A 15,143-nucleotide genomic window follows, 5' to 3' on the forward strand; every position below is an offset into this window, starting at 1 on the left:
CTCAACCCGTCCCGGAACCGACAGGACGCGGTAACGGGACGTCAACACCCGTATACGGGAGTGCAATCCTGCGGCCGGGATACACGTGTGTCATCGCGGGACGATAGGGTTAACCTGCCCGGGCCGGGTGCCCTCGTACGGGTGGGGAGTGACATGGAACAGATAACGGTGCGCAGCAGGCCGCGTGTGCCTGCCATTACATGTGGGAGCGGTGCGACCAGTTCGCGCCTCGACCGCCATCTCGCAGTGCTGGGCGGCCCCGCCGTTCCGCAGCGCGAGTCGGCGGAGGCGACGCTGCTGATGCTCGAGCTCACCTCGCGCGACGCCGCGCACACCCGCAGGAGCAGGAGCGCGCGTGTCTCGCTCTTCGCCCCGCTGCGGCGACTGCGGCGCTCGCTCTTCGGCAGCCGCCGCTGACAGACGGCTGTCACGACCGGTCCGGCCCTGTGCTCAGGGCCGTGTCCACGATCACTCCGTCCCGGCGCAGTGCTGCCGCATGCCCGTCCCTCATCCCCAGGGTCCGCAGCGTTGCGTCGGTGTGTTCCCCAGCGCCGGTACGGCACCCATCGGCCTTCACAGCAGCGCGAACTGCCCCTCTGGGCCCTCCTCCTGATGATCCAGCACGGACGCGGGGCGACGGGCCGACGCGGCGACGGGAAGCACCCCGGCCGTGCGCAGCTCCTCCCGGGTCAGGGCCGGGGCCTGTTCGATCCGTTCCCACAGCGCCTGCTGCCGGGGCCGCAGCGCGGCGAGCAGTGCCAGGACCGTGATCAGCTCCAGCAGTTCCGAGGTCCGCTCGCGAGGCCAGCCGCGCGGCCCCACCGCGGCCAGCCCCTCCGCGGGCGCTGTGCGCCGCTCGAACCAGAGCTCCAGCATCCGCACCCCGCTGACCCTGAAGTCCCATGCCCCGGAGGGGACGGGGGAGACGCGTCCCTCCCCGAGGACGAGCGCCTCCTCCTCGGCGTCGTAGCGCAGCTCGTCCGGCCGGGGCGGGATCGCGGCCCGCACGTACGGGCGCCGGCCGCCCGGCAGCCGTGGGCGCTCCCCGCCGCGCGCCCCGCGCAGCTGGAGCCGCAGCAGCTCCCGGCCGAGCTCGGCGCCCTCCGCCCAGAGGGCGCCGTCGGCGGGCAGCGGAACGAGAGGCCCGCCGGGGGAGGGGCGGGCGACGGCGAGGACCCAGGCGAGGACGGCTTCGGCGCCGACCGGCGCCCCGTACCGGGCGGACAGCAGAGCGGTGAGGCCCGGCGCGAGATTGGGTTCCTGGCCGCCCGGCCGCCGGTAGAGCGGCCGGATCCGGCCGGGACGCCCCGCGGGGGAGTGCCCGTCGGGCAGGAGCACGGTCGCCGACAGGGCGGGCCCGGCGTCCTGGGGGAGGTATCCGTGCTCGACGGCGAAGAGCTGGTGTCCGTCGGCGACCCGCCACAGCTCCGGGCGGGCCGCGTCGAGCAGCCTGTGGTCGGGAATCAGCCACTGCTCGTCGAAGGGACCGTGAAGGATCCGCACCGGTTCGGGATACGGGCCGGGGTCCCGGGCGAAGGCGCTCGTCGCCGTGGACCTGCCCGGCAGCGCCGCGGCCGGGGTGAGCGGCGTACGCGAGCGGCTGGGCAGGAACAGCCGCTCCCGCTCGGCTCCCTCGGCCCGTACGAGCAGGTCCCAGCGGGCCCGGAGGGAGGCGGCGTCGGGCGCCGTCACCCACGGGCGGCCCGGTCTCAGGGGCCGTACCGACCAGGGCATGAGGTCGTCCAGCAGCGGGAGCGCGTCGCCCCCGCCGGTACCGGCCGCCACCCGTGCTGCCACCGTGTCGTCCTCCCCGTCGCCACGTCCGCCGCCCTCGGCATCGTAACGACCGCCCGGCGCGGGCCTGCCGTCAGTGCGCCTCGGCGGTCACGTCAGAGGACGTCGGCGGTCAGGTCAGTGCGCCTCGGCGGTCACGTCAGTGCGCGTCGACGGTCACGGAGAAGGCGAAGCGGTCGCCCCGGTAGCGGATGCGCGCCACGTCCACCACGGTGCCTTCGTCGTCGTAGGTCACGCCGGTGTAGTGCAGGATCGGGCTGAGAAGCGGGACCTGGAGCAGCTCGGCCGTGACGGGGTCGGCGAGGCGCGCCTCGACGGTGTCGGTGATCCGGGAGATCCGTACGCCGACGGCGTCGCGCAGCACCTTCGTCATCGGCCACCGTTCCAGGTCGGCCACGTCGAGCCGGGCCGCGATCTCCGGACGCACGGCGTTCTCCGCCCAGTTGGTCGGCTCGCCCGTCCCGTCGTCGCAGCGGAGCCGCCGGTAGCTGACCACCTCGGGGCAGCCCGGGAAGAACTCGGAGAGATCACCGGGGACGGGCACCCGGCCGTGGCCGAGCACGGTCGTGCGCTCGCCCGACTGCTGGGCGACGATCGCGTCGATCGAACCCAGCAGCCGGACCGGCGACACCCGCCGGGCGCGCGGCTCGATGAACGTTCCGCGCCGCCGGTGCCTGCTGATCAGTCCCTCGTTCTCCAGCTCCTTGAGGGCCTGGCGCATGGTGAGGACGCTGACGCCGTAGTGCACGGCGAGCTGTTCCTCGGTGGGCAGCCGCGTCGAGGCGTCCTGGGGACGCCCCAGTATGGAGGCCCGCAGGGACTGCGAGACCTGGTACCAGAGGGGCAGCTTCCGGTTCAGCACCAGGGAGTCGGGGGCGAAGCCGGGCCGACTCGCCTCGTTCACCTGATCCATCCGGTTCGTCCGATCTCTCCGCGCTGCGGCCGGCCGCGGGGTCTCACGGCCGGAAGTTGCGGCTCAGACCCTGCCACACCTCGTCGTATCCGCGCTGCAGATGGCCGGCGCCGGCCGCCTGCGCGGTCGCCGTGACCGGCCAGCGGGTCTCGAACATGAACGCCAGGCCGTCGTCGATCCGCTGCGGCTCCAGCTCCGCCGCGCTCGCCCGGTCGAAGGTCTCACGGTCGGGACCGTGCGCCGACATCATGTTGTGCAGCGAACCACCGCCCGGGACGAAACCCCCGGCCTTGGCGTCGTAGGCGCCCTCGATCAGGCCCATGTACTCGCTCATCACGTTGCGGTGGAAGTACGGCGGGCGGAAGGTGTCCTCGCCGACCAGCCAGCGCGGGGCGAAGACGACGAAGTCGACGCCGGCCAGCCCCGGGGTGTCGGACGGCGAGGTCAGCACGGTGAAGATCGACGGGTCCGGGTGGTCGTAGCTGATCGTGCCGAGGACGTTGAAGCGGCGCAGGTCGTAGACGTACGGGGTGTGGTTGCCGTGCCAGGCGACGACATCGAGCGGGGAGTGTCCGTACGTCGCCGACCAGAGGTTCCCGCAGAACTTGTTGACCACCTCGACCGGGCCCTCGCGGTCCTCGAACGAGGCGACGGGGGCCAGGAAGTCACGAGCGTTCGCCAGGCCGTTGGCGCCGATCGGTCCCAGGTCGGGCAGGACGAACGGCTGGCCGTAGTTCTCGCAGACGTAGCCGCGTGCCGTGGTGTCCAGCAGCTCGACGCGGAAGCGGACGCCCCGGGGGATCAGCGCGACCTGGCCCGGGCCGGCCGCGAGCAGCCCCAGCTCGGTGCGGAGGAGCAGGCCGCCGCGCTCGGGGACGATCAGGAGCTCCCCGTCGGAGTCGCTGAACACCCGGTCGGTCATCGAGGTGTTCGCACTGTAGAGGTGCACGGCCATGCCGGTGCGCTGCGCGGCGTCGCCGTTGCCGCCCAGCGTCCACAGGCCGGTCAGGAAGTCGGTGCCGGGCGCGGGGTCGGGGAGCGGGTCCCAGCGCAGCCGGTTGGGGTCGGGGACCGCCTCGGCGAAGGGAGCGGTGCGCAGGGTCCCGTTGTCGACGCGGACGAAGGCGGGATGGGCGGCGGAGGGGCGGATCCGGTAGAGCCAGGACCGGCGGTTGCGGGCGCGGGGCTCGGTGAAGGCCGAGCCGCTGAGCTGCTCCGCGTAGAGCCCGAGGGGGGCGCGCTGGGGGGAGTTGCGGCCGTGCGGCAGTGCGCCGGGGACGGCCTCCGTGCTGTGCTCGTTGCCGAAGCCGGACTGATGGGCGAGGGTCTCCGCCGTCTTCCTCGCCTGCTCGATGCCGCTCATCATGCGCTCCCGGTGGATGGGGATCCCGTGGACCCCCCTGACGAAGAATCCTATGGAACACCGTAGGAATCGAAACGTGGCCCGTCAACGGCATACAGGCATCATGGAGCCGTGTCCCGTGCTCATACGAACCTCCGACGCGTCCCCGTGCAGCAGCGCAGCGCCGACCGTCTCGCCCGCATCCTCGACGCCGGCGCCGCACTGCTCGACGAGACCGGCTACGAGCAGCTCTCCACCCGGGCGGTGGCCGACCGCGCCGGCGTGCCCATCGGCTCCGTCTACCGGTTCTTCCCCAACAAGAGAGCGCTGGTCGACGCCCTGGCCGAGCGCAACCTGGAGGTCTACGCCGGGCGGGTGGTCGCCAGGCTCGAGGCGATCCCGGAGCGGGAGTGGCGTGCGGCCATCGACGCGGTGCTCGACGAGTACCTGGCGATGAAGCGCTCCGTCCCCGGCTTCGCCCTTGTCGACTTCGGTCCGCCCGTGCCCACCACCGGTCCGCTCGACGCCGAGGTGAACCAGCTCGTGGCGGGGCGCCTGATGGAGCTGCTCTCCGGCCATCTCGGGCGCGGGCGGGACGGCGCCACCTCCGATGCCGCACTGCTCCGCACGGTCCTGGTCTGCGTACAGGCCGCCGACGCCCTGCTCCAGCTCGCCTTCCGCGCCGACCCCGCAGGGGACCCGGAGCTGATCGCGGAGACCCGGATCCTGCTCCGGGCCTATCTCGGGGGGATCCTGGAGTAGCCGCCCGGGGGTGGCGGGGCAACGGGGTGGCTCCAGGCCCTCGCCACCATCCGTACCGGTCGGTATGCTCGGTCCGCCGGGAGCCCGCACCCGCCGAGCTCGCCGCGGGACGCCGGATCACGCCCGCGTGCCACCGCCGCCCCGGGGAGGGCCCATGTCCCACGACTCCCGTACCGCTCTGCGCGTCTGCCCGCTCTGCGAGGCCACCTGCGGACTCACTCTCACCATCGAGGGGACCGAGGTCACCGGCGCCCGCGGTGACCGCGACGACGTCTTCAGCCAGGGGTTCATCTGCCCCAAGGGCGCCTCCTTCGGAGGGCTCGACGCCGACCCGGACCGGCTGCGCACCCCGCTCGTCCGCACCGACGGCGTCCTGCGCGAGGCGACCTGGAGCGAGGCCTTCGACGTGATCGCCGCGAGGATCCCGGCTCTGGTCCAGGAACACGGAGCCCAGGCGGTCGGGGTCTTCCTCGGCAACCCCAACGTGCACACGACGGCGGGCGGGCTGTATCCGCCGCTGCTGCTGTCGGCGCTGGGCACCCGCAACGTCTTCACCGCCAGCACCCTGGACCAGATGCCCAAGCACGTCTCCAGCGGGCTGCTCTTCGGCGACCCCCACGCCATCCCCGTGCCCGACCTGGACCGCACCGCCCACCTGCTGCTGATCGGCGCCAACCCGCTCGAATCCAACGGCAGTCTCTGCACCGCCCCCGACTTCCCCGGCAAGCTCAAGGCGCTCCGCCGCCGCGGTGGCACCCTCACCGTCATCGACCCGCGCCGCACCCGCACCGCGCGCCTCGCCGACCGGCACGCGGCCATCAGGCCAGGCACCGACGCCCTGCTGCTCGCCGCGCTCACCCAGGTCATCGTCGAGGAGAAGCTCACCGACCCCGGCGCACTCGCCGAGCACCTGGACGGCTACGACGAACTGGCCGAAGCGATCGCGGACTTCACGCCGGATGCGGTGGCCGCCGCCTGCGACCTCGACGCGGACACCATCCGGGAGATCGCCCGCGAGCTGGCCGCCGCCCCCGCCGCGGCCGTCTACGGGCGCATCGGCAGCTGCACCGTCGAGCACGGCACGCTGGCCAGCTGGCTCGTCGACGTGCTCAACATCCTCACCGGCAACCTCGACCGCCCCGGCGGGGCCCTCTTCCCGCTCTCCGCCACCGCCCGCGCCCCGCGCGCGGCCGCGCCGGGAAAGGGCTTCGCCCTGGGCCGCTGGAGGAGCCGGGTCTCCGGACACCCCGAGGCCAAGGGGGAGCTGCCCGCCGCGGCGCTCGCCGAGGAGATCGAGACGCCGGGGGAGGGCCGGATCCGGGCCCTGATCGTCATCGCGGGCAACCCGGTCCTCTCCGCCCCCGACGGGAACCGACTGGACCGCGCCCTCGCCGACGGACTCGACTTCATGGTGAGCGTCGATCCGTACCTCAACGAGACCGCGCGCCACGCGGACGTCGTGCTGCCCCCGCCGCCGCCCTCGCAGAGCGCGCACTTCGACTTCGCGCTCAACTCCCTGGCCGTCCGCAACCAGGTCCGCTACAGCCGCCCCGCCGTGCCGCTGGAGGACGGGCGGATGGACGAGAGCGAGATCCTCGCCCGGCTCGTCCTCGCCGTCGGCGGCCGGCACGGCGCGCCGCACGGTGCCGTCGACGAGCTGGCCATCACCACGGCGCTCGACCGGGCGGGGGTCCCCGGGGAGTTCGCCGCCGAGCTGACGGGCCGCACCGGTGCGGAGCGGCGCCTCGACCTGATGCTGCGGCTCGGCCCGTACGACCTCACGCTGGAGCAGCTCCTCGCGCACCCGCACGGGATCGACCTCGGCCCGCTGGAGCCGCGCGTTCCGCAGGTGCTCAGGACCCGCAGCGGCCGCATCGAGCTGTTCCCGGCGCCGATCGCAGCCGATCTGCCCCGGCTGCGCGCCTCGCTCGGCGAGCGGCCCGCCGGACTCGTCCTCGTCGGCCGCCGGCACCTGCGCTCCAACAACAGCTGGATGCACAACGTCGCCGCACTGCGCGGCGGCTCGAACGTCTGCACCCTTCAGATCCACCCCGACGACGCGGCCCGGATCGGACTCGCCGAGGGCGACACGGCCCGGATCACCGCGGCGGGCGGCGAGGTGGAGGCGCCCGCCGAGCTCACCGACTCGGTGCGGCCCGGGGTGGTGAGTCTTCCGCACGGCTGGGGCCACAGCCGCCCGGGCACCCGTATGCCGGTCGCGGAAGCGGAGCCGGGGGTCAACGTGAACCAGCTCCTGGACGGCACCCTGCTGGACCCGCTGTCCGGCACCGCCGTACTCAACGCCGTCCCCGTCTCCGTCACGCCAACACGCTGACCTGGTGTTTTGCTCGTATTGCTCACACGTCAACATCTTGTTAACGCTGCTTCAGGGCCCCTAACGTCATCCGGACCGCCGGCACCGGTGAGAGTTCAAAGGTGAACGTGAGGTATCCCATATGTTGACAATCCTCGGCTTTGCCATGATCGCGACCTTCCTGGTCCTGATCATGATGAAGAAGATGTCGCCCATCGCGGCGCTGGTCCTGATCCCCGCCCTGTTCTGCGTGGCCGTCGGACAGGGCGCGGAGCTCGGCGACTACGTCATCGAAGGGGTCGGCACCCTCGCGCCGACCGCGGCGATGCTGATGTTCGCCATCGTCTACTTCGGCGTGATGATCGACGTCGGCCTCTTCGACCCGATCGTCCGGGGCATCCTGCGCTTCTGCAAGGCCGACCCGATGCGGATCGTCGTGGGCACGGCGCTGCTCGCCGCGGTCGTCTCGCTGGACGGCGACGGCTCCACCACCTTCATGATCACCGTCTCGGCGATGTACCCGCTGTACAAGCGGCTGAAGATGAGCCTCGTGGTCATGACCGGTGTCGCCGCCACGGCGAACGGGGTCATGAACACCCTCCCGTGGGGCGGTCCCACCGCCCGTGCGGCCACCGCCCTCAAGGTGGACGCGGCCGACATCTTCGTCCCGATGATCCCGGCCCTCGCCGTCGGTCTCCTCGCCGTCGTCCTCCTCGCCTTCGTCCTGGGCCGCCGCGAGCGCAGGCGCCTCGGCATGCTCACCCTCGACGAGGCGCTGGTCACCGAGCCCGAGACCGTCCTGGTCGGCGCGGGCGGCGGCAACGACCGCCTCGCGAAGGACCCGAAGGGCACCGGCTCCGGCGGTACGGAGGCCACGGACGCCGGCGAGGACGGCGAGGCGGACGAGGAGTTCAAGGGGCTCGACCCCCACAGGTCCACCCTGCGCCCCAGGCTCTACTGGTTCAACGCCGGCCTCACCGTCGCCCTGCTGGCCGCGATGGTCCTCGAACTCATGCCGATCCCGGTGCTCTTCCTGCTCGGCGCGGCCCTCGCGCTCACGGTCAACTTCCCCGACATGAAGGACCAGCGGGCCAGGATCGCCGCCCACGCCGACAACGTGCTCAACGTCTCCGGCATGGTCTTCGCCGCGGCCGTCTTCACCGGCGTGCTCACCGGCACGGGCATGGTCGAACACATGGCGGACTGGCTCGTCGGGGCCATCCCCGAGGCGATGGGTCCGCACATGGCCGTCGTCACCGGGGTGCTGAGCCTTCCGCTGACCTACTTCATGTCCAACGACGGCTTCTACTTCGGAGTTCTGCCCGTGCTCGCCGAGGCCGGCGCCGCGCACGGCGTCTCCCACCTGGAGATCGCCCGTGCCTCCATAGCGGGACAGCCCCTGCACATGTCGTCCCCGCTCGTGCCCGCCGTCTACGTCCTGGTCGGCATGGCCAAGGTCGAGTTCGGCGACCACACCCGCTTCACCGTCAAATGGGCCGTGCTCACTTCGCTGGTGGTCCTCGGCGCCGGAATCCTCTTCGGAATCATCTGATGCCTCCGGAACCACGGCCCGGCAGGGGCTGGCTGCTGCGCCTGGTCATCGCCTTCGCCTTCGCGCAGGGGGCGGTGTCGATGGCGCGGCCCGCCGTCTCCTACCGGGCTCTCTCACTGGGCGCGGACGAGCGCGCGATCGGCGTCATCACGGGTGTGTACGCGCTGCTGCCGCTCTTCGCCGCCGTACCGCTCGGCCGGCGGACCGACCACGGGCGCTGCGCGCCCCTGCTGCCGGTCGGGGTCGTCCTGATCGGCGGCGGCTGCGCGCTCAGCGGCACCTCGGGCTCCCTCGCGGCGCTGGCCGCCTGGAGCGGGGTCATGGGACTCGGTCACCTCTGCTTCGTGATCGGTGCCCAGTCGCTCGTCGCCCGCCAGTCGGCTCCGGCCGAACAGGACCGCAATTTCGGCCACTTCACCATCGGCGCCTCCCTCGGCCAGCTCGTCGGCCCGATCGCCGCCGGCTACCTGATCTCCGAACGTGACGGCGCGATGGTCCGTACGAGCGCCCTCGCCCTGGTGGTCGCGGCGGTCGTCGCCGCCGTCTCCTTCACCTCGCTGTGGCGCATCGAGCACCGCGGGGCGGCCGGTTCACCCCGCAGGGCGGCCGAGAAGGTGCCGGTGGGCAGCATCCTGCGCACCCGGGGCGTCCCGGCCGGCATCTTCATCAGCCTGGCCGTGCTCTGCGCCACGGACATCCTCACCGCCTACCTGCCGGTGGTCGGCGAGCACCGCGGCATCGCCCCCGCCACCGTCGGCCTGCTGCTCAGCCTGCGGGCCGCCGCCACCATCGCCTGCCGGCTCGTCATGACACCCATGCTGCGCGTGGTCGGCAGGGCGGCCCTGCTCTCCACGACCTGCCTGCTCGGCGGACTCCTCTGCGCGGCCGTCGCCCTGCCCGTCCCGGTGTGGGGGCTCGCCGTCATGCTCGCCGTGCTGGGCTTCTGCCTGGGGGTCGGCCAGCCGCTCTCCATGACCACCGTCGTCCGGGCCGCCCCCGCGGCTGCCCGCTCCACCGCTCTCGCCCTCAGGCTCACCGGCAACCGGCTGGGCCAGGTCGCCGCGCCCGCGTCCGCCGGGCTGATCGCCGGGGTCGCGGGCACCGCCGCGCCGTTCGTGATGCTGGGCGCCCTGCTGATCGGGGCGGCCGGACTCGGCCTGCGGGGGGACCGGAGCGCGACCGGGGACCCCGACCCGGCCGGGCCCGACTCCCGCGCCGGGGACCCCGCCCCCGCCGCGCCCGTCCACCGTGCCGAGAGACCCCCCGCCAACCGGAACCACGCCTGACAGTTCCCGGAACCGATGGGTCCTGCACGAGACGTTCCCACACCCCGCCGGGTGGGTTAGCTTCGGGCCACGCAGCCGCTCCCCACGCGTACGCTCACTCCTTCCCGGGCGGAACCATGTCTCGTGCCATCTCCCTGCACCACGTGAGCAAGACCTACGGACGGTCCCCGCGCGCCGTCGACCGGTTCTCGCTCTCGGTCGCCCCCGGTGAGTTCGTGGTGCTGCTGGGCCCCTCGGGCTGCGGCAAGTCGACCGTGCTCCGGATGATCGCGGGTCTGGAGGACATCTCCGAGGGGGAGCTGCTGCTCGACGGCGAGCCGGCGAACGAACTGCCGCCGCGCGAACGCGGTATGGCCATGGTCTTCCAGAACTTCGCGCTCTATCCGAGCATGACCAACCGGGACAACATCGGCTTCCCGCTGAAGCTGGAGAGCCCCCGCGACGACCACACCGAGCGTGTGGAGTCCACCGCCAGGATGCTCGGCATCGAGAGCGTGCTGGACCGCTACCCCCGCCAGCTCTCCGGAGGCGAACGCCAGCGGGTCGCGATGGGCAGGGCCATCTCGCGGCGGCCGTCCGTCTTCCTGATGGACGAACCGCTCTCCAACCTCGACGCCAAACTGCGCAACCACCTGCGCGCCGAGATCGCCCACCTCACCGCCGAACTGGGCGTCACCACCGTGTACGTCACGCACGACCAGTCGGAGGCCATGTCGCTCGGCGACCGTGTGGCCGTGATGCGCGGCGGCGTGCTCCAGCAGGTAAGCACGCCGCGGGAGGTCTACGCGCTGCCGGAGAACGTCTTCGTCGCCGCGTTCATCGGCACCCCGAGGATCAATCTGCTCCAGGCTGTGGTCCACGCCCCGCTGGAGGGGATGATGTCGATCGACCTCGGCCGGCAGCGCCTCCCGCTCCCCGAACCGCTCAGCGCCGACCACCAGTTGCTCCGCATCCAGCAGGGCCGCCCGATCATCGTGGGTCTGCGCTCCGAGGCCGTCCGGATCGCCCCGCGCAGCCATGCCCGCCCCGGCGAGGTGGCGCTCAGCGGCATCGTCGAGCACGTCGAGTACCAGGGGCACGAGGCGCTCGTCCACCTCAACACCGGCTCACGGCCGGCCGTGGTGCCCGACCTGGAGTCCGCCCGGCCGCAGGCCACCCTGCGGCGCCGTGCCGGGGGCGGCGGAACCGGTGTGCTGGATCGCCTCAAGCGGCGTGCCACCGGGTCCGTCGCCGTACTCGACCCGCCGGCCCCGGAGCCGTACGCCGCGCGCGGTCCCGACCGCCCGGCCGTCACGGCGAGCGACCTCGTGGTCCGCACCGGCCCCGACATGCGGCTTCGCACCGGCGGACAGGTGCCGCTCCTCGTCGATCTGGCGCATCTGTACGTCTTCGACCACTCCGGGCGCAGGATCTGCCCCCTGCCGAGGGACATTCCCGGCCTCGACGTGTGACCGCTGCCCGCGGCCCGTGCGTGATCTGTGTCTCCAGCGGTTCCCTGGCGCCGAAAAACTAACAGCGCTAGTTTGGGGCCGGGACGGATCCGTCCGTACGACGCACGGCTTCGGCGGCAGGCACAGCGAGCCCGGGAGGAACAGCCATGAAGGCACATGACGGGATGTACATCGGCGGGGAGTGGCGGCCCGCCTCGGGCCAGGACACGATCGCGGTCGTGAACCCGGCGGACGAGCAGGTCATCGGCCACGTCCCGGCGGGCACCGCCGAGGACGTCGACGCCGCGGTACGCGCCGCACGCGACGCGTTCCCCGGCTGGGCCGCCACACCGCCCGCCGAGCGCGCCGCGAGGATCGGCGCCCTGCGCGACGTGCTCGCCGCCCGCCAGGACGAGATCGCCGAGACGGTCACCGCCGAGCTCGGCTCGCCCCTGCCGCTCTCCCGGGCCGTGCACGCGGGCGTACCGGTCCTGGTCGCCGGTTCGTACGCCGAGCTGGCGGCCTCGTACTCCTTCGAGGAGAAGCTGGGCAACTCCACCGTCCTGCTGGAGCCCGTGGGCGTCGTCGGCGCGATCACGCCCTGGAACTACCCGCTCCACCAGATCGTCGCCAAGGTGGCCCCGGCACTCGCCGCGGGCTGCACCGTCGTCCTGAAGCCCGCGGAGGACACCCCGCTCACCGCGCAGCTCTTCGCCGAGGCCACCCAGGAGGCGGGTCTGCCCGCCGGTGTCTTCAACCTGGTCACCGGCATCGGGGCGGTCGCGGGCCAGGCGCTCGCGGAGCACGAGGGCGTCGACCTGGTCTCGTTCACCGGCTCCACGGCCGTCGGCAGGCAGATCGGGGCCACCGCGGGAGCGGCGGTCAAGCGCGTCGCCCTGGAGCTCGGCGGCAAGTCCGCCAACGTGATCCTGCCCGGAGCCGACCTCGCCAAGGCGGTCAACGTCGGCGTGGCCAACGTGATGTCCAACTCCGGCCAGACGTGCAGCGCGTGGACCCGGATGCTGGTCGACTCCGAGCGTTACGAGGAGGCCGTGGGCCTCGCCGCCGCGGCCGTCGCCAAGTACGTCCCGGGGGAGCGCGTCGGCCCCGTCGTCAACGCCAAGCAGCAGGCACGGGTGCGGGGTTACATCGAGAAGGGCGTCGAGGAGGGAGCCCGTCTCGTCGCGGGAGGCCCCGATGCGCCCAAAAACCGGGGCTACTACGTCAGCCCCACCGTGTTCGCCGACGTGACGCCCGACATGACCATCGCGCAGGAGGAGATCTTCGGACCGGTGCTCTCGATCCTTCGGTACGAGGACGTGGACGACGCCCTGCGGATCGCCAACGACACCGTGTACGGGCTGGCCGGCGCCGTCTGGGGTGCGGACGACGCGGAGGCCGTGGCCTTCGCCCGCCGCATGGACACCGGGCAGGTCGACATCAACGGCGGCCGCTTCAACCCCCTGGCCCCCTTCGGCGGCTACAAGCAGTCGGGGGTGGGGCGCGAGCTCGGCCCGCACGGCCTCTCCGAGTACCTCCAGACCAAGTCCCTCCAGTTCTGATCCCCGCCGATCCACCGAGGAGTCTGTTCGTGGTCCGCGCCGCCGTACTGCCCGCCGTCGGAGCTCCCCTGGAGATCACCGACATCGAACTCCCGGAGCCCGGCCCCGGCCAGGTGAGCATCTCGCTCGCCGCCGCCGGTGTCTGCCACTCCGACCTGTCCCTGTCCAACGGCACCATGAGGCTGCCCGTCCCCGCCGTTCTCGGCCACGAGGGCGCCGGCACGGTGCTCGCCGTGGGCGAGGGCGTCACCCACGTCGCCGCGGGCGACGCGGTCGTCCTCAACTGGGCCCCGTCCTGCGGTGAGTGCTTCCACTGCGGGATCGGCGAGGTCTGGCTCTGCGCCGACGCGCTCAAGGGCGCGGCGAACGTCCACGCCCGTACGGCCGACGGCACCGAGCTCCACCCTGGCCTGAACGTCGCGGCCTTCGCCCAGGAGACCGTCGTCGCCGCCAACTGCGTGCTGCCGGCCCCGGCCGGCATCCCGCTCGACGACGCGGCCCTGCTCGGCTGCGCGGTCCTGACCGGCTACGGGGCGATCCACCACTCCGCCCGGGTGCGCGAGGGCGAGAGCGTCGTCGTCTTCGGGATCGGCGGGGTCGGTCTCGCCGTCCTCCAGGCCGCGCGCATCGCCGGGGCGTCGAGGATCATCGCCGTGGACGTGTCGCCGGAGAAGGAGGAACTCGCCCGCCGGGCCGGTGCCACCGACTACGTCGTCGCCTCCGACACCACCCCGCGTGCCGTCCGCAAGCTCACGGGCGGCCAGGGCGCGGACGTCGCCGTGGAGTGCGTCGGCCGGGCCGCCACGATCCGCGCGGCCTGGGAGTCGACCCGCCGCGGCGGCCGCACCACGGTCGTCGGCATCGGAGGCAAGGACCAGCAGGTGACCTTCAACGCCCTGGAGATCTTCCACTGGGGCCGTTCCCTCACCGGCTGCGTCTACGGGAACAGCGACCCCGCCCGCGACCTGCCCGTGCTCGCCGAACACATCCGTGCCGGACGGTTCGACCTCTCCATGCTGGTGACGGAGCGGATCTCGCTGGACGGCATCCCGGCGGCCTTCGAGAACATGATCGCGGGCAAGGGCGGACGCGCGCTGGTCGTGTTCTAGGCGTTGCGGAGGTACGGGGCCGTGGGACCCGCGGCCCCGCTACGCGGCCCCGGACTCCCGGATCACCTGGCTCAGCGGCCTGCGGGGAGGGATCGGGGGCTGCTGCGTCGCGTACCCCAGCCGCAGCACCATCTGCGGGTGCCCGAAGTGCGCGGCGCCGGAGGCCACGTCCGGGCGCAGCTCGGCGTCCTCCAGGGGCTGGTTGGCGAACGAGGCGGCGATGCCGTGTCCGGTGGCTTCCAGCAGGAGCCTCTGCAGCGCCTGGCCGGCGGCGATCCACGCACCCGGATCGTCGTCCGCGGTCTCCAGGACGGCAAGGTCCGGGTGCGGCTCGAAGGCGGCGCTGCCGCGTCCGGGCAGGTCGAGGCCCTGGGCCATGTCCCGTACCGGCGCGTCGTCGGGACGGCCGGGCCTGGGCACAGGCCCGAGATTGCCGACCGGGATGGCGGGCGGCCGGGCGGACGGTGACAGCCGCGCGCCCCGGTCCTCGCGGACCGCATCGTCCTCGGCCCACGTCGCGTGCCGTATCGATGTCAGCATCCGCTGGTACTCCGGCTCCCCTTCCAGCAGGCGCAGCGTCGCGCCCTCGCGCCGGGCGGCGTCGTGCAGCAGTGCCAGCACGGCGGCGGGGATCCCCTCCGGCCTGAAGGGATAGCGGTTCGTACGGCGGCTGCCCAGCCAGCGGTACAGCTCGTCCAGCGCGCGGTCGGGGGCGTCGTCGGTCACGGCGACCCGCGCGACGAGCAGCGGGTCCCCCTCGTCGGGAAACACCGACACCCGGGACCCGTGGCCCCGGCGCGCGAGGGCTACGCGGGCGTTGAACACCGCGGCACCGCACGACAGGCGCACGTCGCGTGCCGCGGACGCCGTCGGCATGGAGGCGTCGTGCGGATCGGCGTGCACCTCCATACCGGCGTCGGTGAAGACGAACGACCACGGCTGGGTGTTGAACACCGAGGGAGCGGCGGCCGCGGCGGCTGCCACGACGAGCTGTTCCGAGGCGTTGAGCGTGGCGTGGTCGGTGTGCTGCATGGCTCGATGACCTCCCGCTGGTTCGGCCGTGCGGAACGGGTGCCGGC

At 72.9% G+C, this 15,143-nt stretch carries 12 protein-coding genes; 8 read left to right on the forward strand and 4 right to left on the reverse strand.

The annotated features are described in order from the left end of the window. Positions 1 to 153: 153 nt before the first annotated feature. The gene (locus ACFUNE_RS27755) at positions 154 to 417 is read left to right on the forward strand and encodes a hypothetical protein (protein ID WP_104790182.1); all 264 of its coding nucleotides are present in this window, start codon (positions 154 to 156) and stop codon (positions 415 to 417) included. 156 nt (positions 418 to 573) lie between these two features. Here the strand turns inward: ACFUNE_RS27755 and ACFUNE_RS27760 are convergent, their stop codons facing one another. The 3 genes from ACFUNE_RS27760 to hmgA all read right to left on the reverse strand — a co-directional run bounded on the left by ACFUNE_RS27760 (position 574) and on the right by hmgA (position 4,070). After that, positions 574 to 1,797 carry a type ISP restriction/modification enzyme gene (locus ACFUNE_RS27760; RefSeq protein WP_383573670.1) on the reverse strand — a complete coding sequence of 408 codons (1,224 nt, stop codon included), beginning with the start codon at positions 1,795 to 1,797 and terminating at the stop codon, positions 574 to 576. 136 nt (positions 1,798 to 1,933) lie between these two features. Continuing rightward, on the reverse strand, positions 1,934 to 2,707 hold the full coding sequence (locus tag ACFUNE_RS27765) for a GntR family transcriptional regulator (protein WP_383573672.1): 774 nt from the start codon (positions 2,705 to 2,707) through the stop codon (positions 1,934 to 1,936). A gap of 43 nt (positions 2,708 to 2,750) precedes the next feature. Continuing rightward, positions 2,751 to 4,070: a homogentisate 1,2-dioxygenase gene (gene hmgA / locus ACFUNE_RS27770; protein ID WP_383573674.1), complete on the reverse strand. Its 1,320-nt coding sequence runs from the start codon at positions 4,068 to 4,070 to the stop codon at positions 2,751 to 2,753. A gap of 111 nt (positions 4,071 to 4,181) precedes the next feature. Between hmgA and ACFUNE_RS27775 the strand changes: the two genes are divergently transcribed. The 7 genes from ACFUNE_RS27775 to ACFUNE_RS27805 all read left to right on the forward strand — a co-directional run bounded on the left by ACFUNE_RS27775 (position 4,182) and on the right by ACFUNE_RS27805 (position 14,064). Further along, positions 4,182 to 4,811, forward strand: a complete 630-nt coding sequence (locus tag ACFUNE_RS27775) for a TetR/AcrR family transcriptional regulator (RefSeq protein ID WP_383573676.1) — start codon at positions 4,182 to 4,184, stop codon at positions 4,809 to 4,811. 154 nt (positions 4,812 to 4,965) lie between these two features. After that, positions 4,966 to 7,146, forward strand: a complete 2,181-nt coding sequence (locus tag ACFUNE_RS27780) for a molybdopterin oxidoreductase family protein (protein WP_383573678.1) — start codon at positions 4,966 to 4,968, stop codon at positions 7,144 to 7,146. 121 nt (positions 7,147 to 7,267) lie between these two features. Then, positions 7,268 to 8,677 carry a CitMHS family transporter gene (locus ACFUNE_RS27785; protein ID WP_383573680.1) on the forward strand — a complete coding sequence of 470 codons (1,410 nt, stop codon included), beginning with the start codon at positions 7,268 to 7,270 and terminating at the stop codon, positions 8,675 to 8,677. Further along, a complete protein-coding gene (locus tag ACFUNE_RS27790) occupies positions 8,677 to 9,963 on the forward strand; it encodes an MFS transporter (RefSeq protein WP_383573682.1) in 1,287 nt (428 codons plus the stop codon). The genes ACFUNE_RS27785 and ACFUNE_RS27790 overlap by 1 nt, the downstream gene beginning before the upstream one ends. A gap of 116 nt (positions 9,964 to 10,079) precedes the next feature. Further along, positions 10,080 to 11,414 carry an ABC transporter ATP-binding protein gene (locus ACFUNE_RS27795; RefSeq protein WP_383573684.1) on the forward strand — a complete coding sequence of 445 codons (1,335 nt, stop codon included), beginning with the start codon at positions 10,080 to 10,082 and terminating at the stop codon, positions 11,412 to 11,414. Positions 11,415 to 11,560: 146 nt separating this feature from the next. Then, positions 11,561 to 12,955 (forward strand): aldehyde dehydrogenase family protein, encoded by a 1,395-nt coding sequence (locus ACFUNE_RS27800; protein WP_383573686.1) that lies wholly within the window; start codon positions 11,561 to 11,563, stop codon positions 12,953 to 12,955. 29 nt (positions 12,956 to 12,984) lie between these two features. Beyond that, positions 12,985 to 14,064 (forward strand): Zn-dependent alcohol dehydrogenase, encoded by a 1,080-nt coding sequence (locus tag ACFUNE_RS27805; protein ID WP_383573688.1) that lies wholly within the window; start codon positions 12,985 to 12,987, stop codon positions 14,062 to 14,064. Positions 14,065 to 14,103: 39 nt separating this feature from the next. Here ACFUNE_RS27805 and ACFUNE_RS27810 read toward each other — a convergent pair whose 3' ends face one another. Continuing rightward, positions 14,104 to 15,096 carry an Acg family FMN-binding oxidoreductase gene (locus tag ACFUNE_RS27810; protein ID WP_383573690.1) on the reverse strand — a complete coding sequence of 331 codons (993 nt, stop codon included), beginning with the start codon at positions 15,094 to 15,096 and terminating at the stop codon, positions 14,104 to 14,106. Positions 15,097 to 15,143 lie beyond the last annotated feature (47 nt).

Source organism: Streptomyces sp. NPDC057287 (assembly GCF_042667905.1).
Classification (GTDB): Bacteria; Actinomycetota; Actinomycetes; order Streptomycetales; family Streptomycetaceae; genus Streptomyces.

What these genes read in the sequence shown, in the direction of transcription:
- ACFUNE_RS27765 (WP_383573672.1), bottom strand. Translation starts at nt 2,707, where the DNA reads ATGGATCAGGTGAACGAGGCGAGTCGGCCCGGCTTCGCCCCCGACTCC.
- hmgA (WP_383573674.1), bottom strand. Translation starts at nt 4,070, where the DNA reads ATGAGCGGCATCGAGCAGGCGAGGAAGACGGCGGAGACCCTCGCCCAT.
- ACFUNE_RS27795 (WP_383573684.1), top strand. Translation starts at nt 10,080, where the DNA reads ATGTCTCGTGCCATCTCCCTGCACCACGTGAGCAAGACCTACGGACGG.
- ACFUNE_RS27755 (WP_104790182.1), top strand. Translation starts at nt 154, where the DNA reads ATGGAACAGATAACGGTGCGCAGCAGGCCGCGTGTGCCTGCCATTACA.
- ACFUNE_RS27790 (WP_383573682.1), top strand. Translation starts at nt 8,677, where the DNA reads ATGCCTCCGGAACCACGGCCCGGCAGGGGCTGGCTGCTGCGCCTGGTC.
- ACFUNE_RS27810 (WP_383573690.1), bottom strand. Translation starts at nt 15,096, where the DNA reads ATGCAGCACACCGACCACGCCACGCTCAACGCCTCGGAACAGCTCGTC.
- ACFUNE_RS27780 (WP_383573678.1), top strand. Translation starts at nt 4,966, where the DNA reads ATGTCCCACGACTCCCGTACCGCTCTGCGCGTCTGCCCGCTCTGCGAG.
- ACFUNE_RS27785 (WP_383573680.1), top strand. Translation starts at nt 7,268, where the DNA reads ATGTTGACAATCCTCGGCTTTGCCATGATCGCGACCTTCCTGGTCCTG.
- ACFUNE_RS27800 (WP_383573686.1), top strand. Translation starts at nt 11,561, where the DNA reads ATGAAGGCACATGACGGGATGTACATCGGCGGGGAGTGGCGGCCCGCC.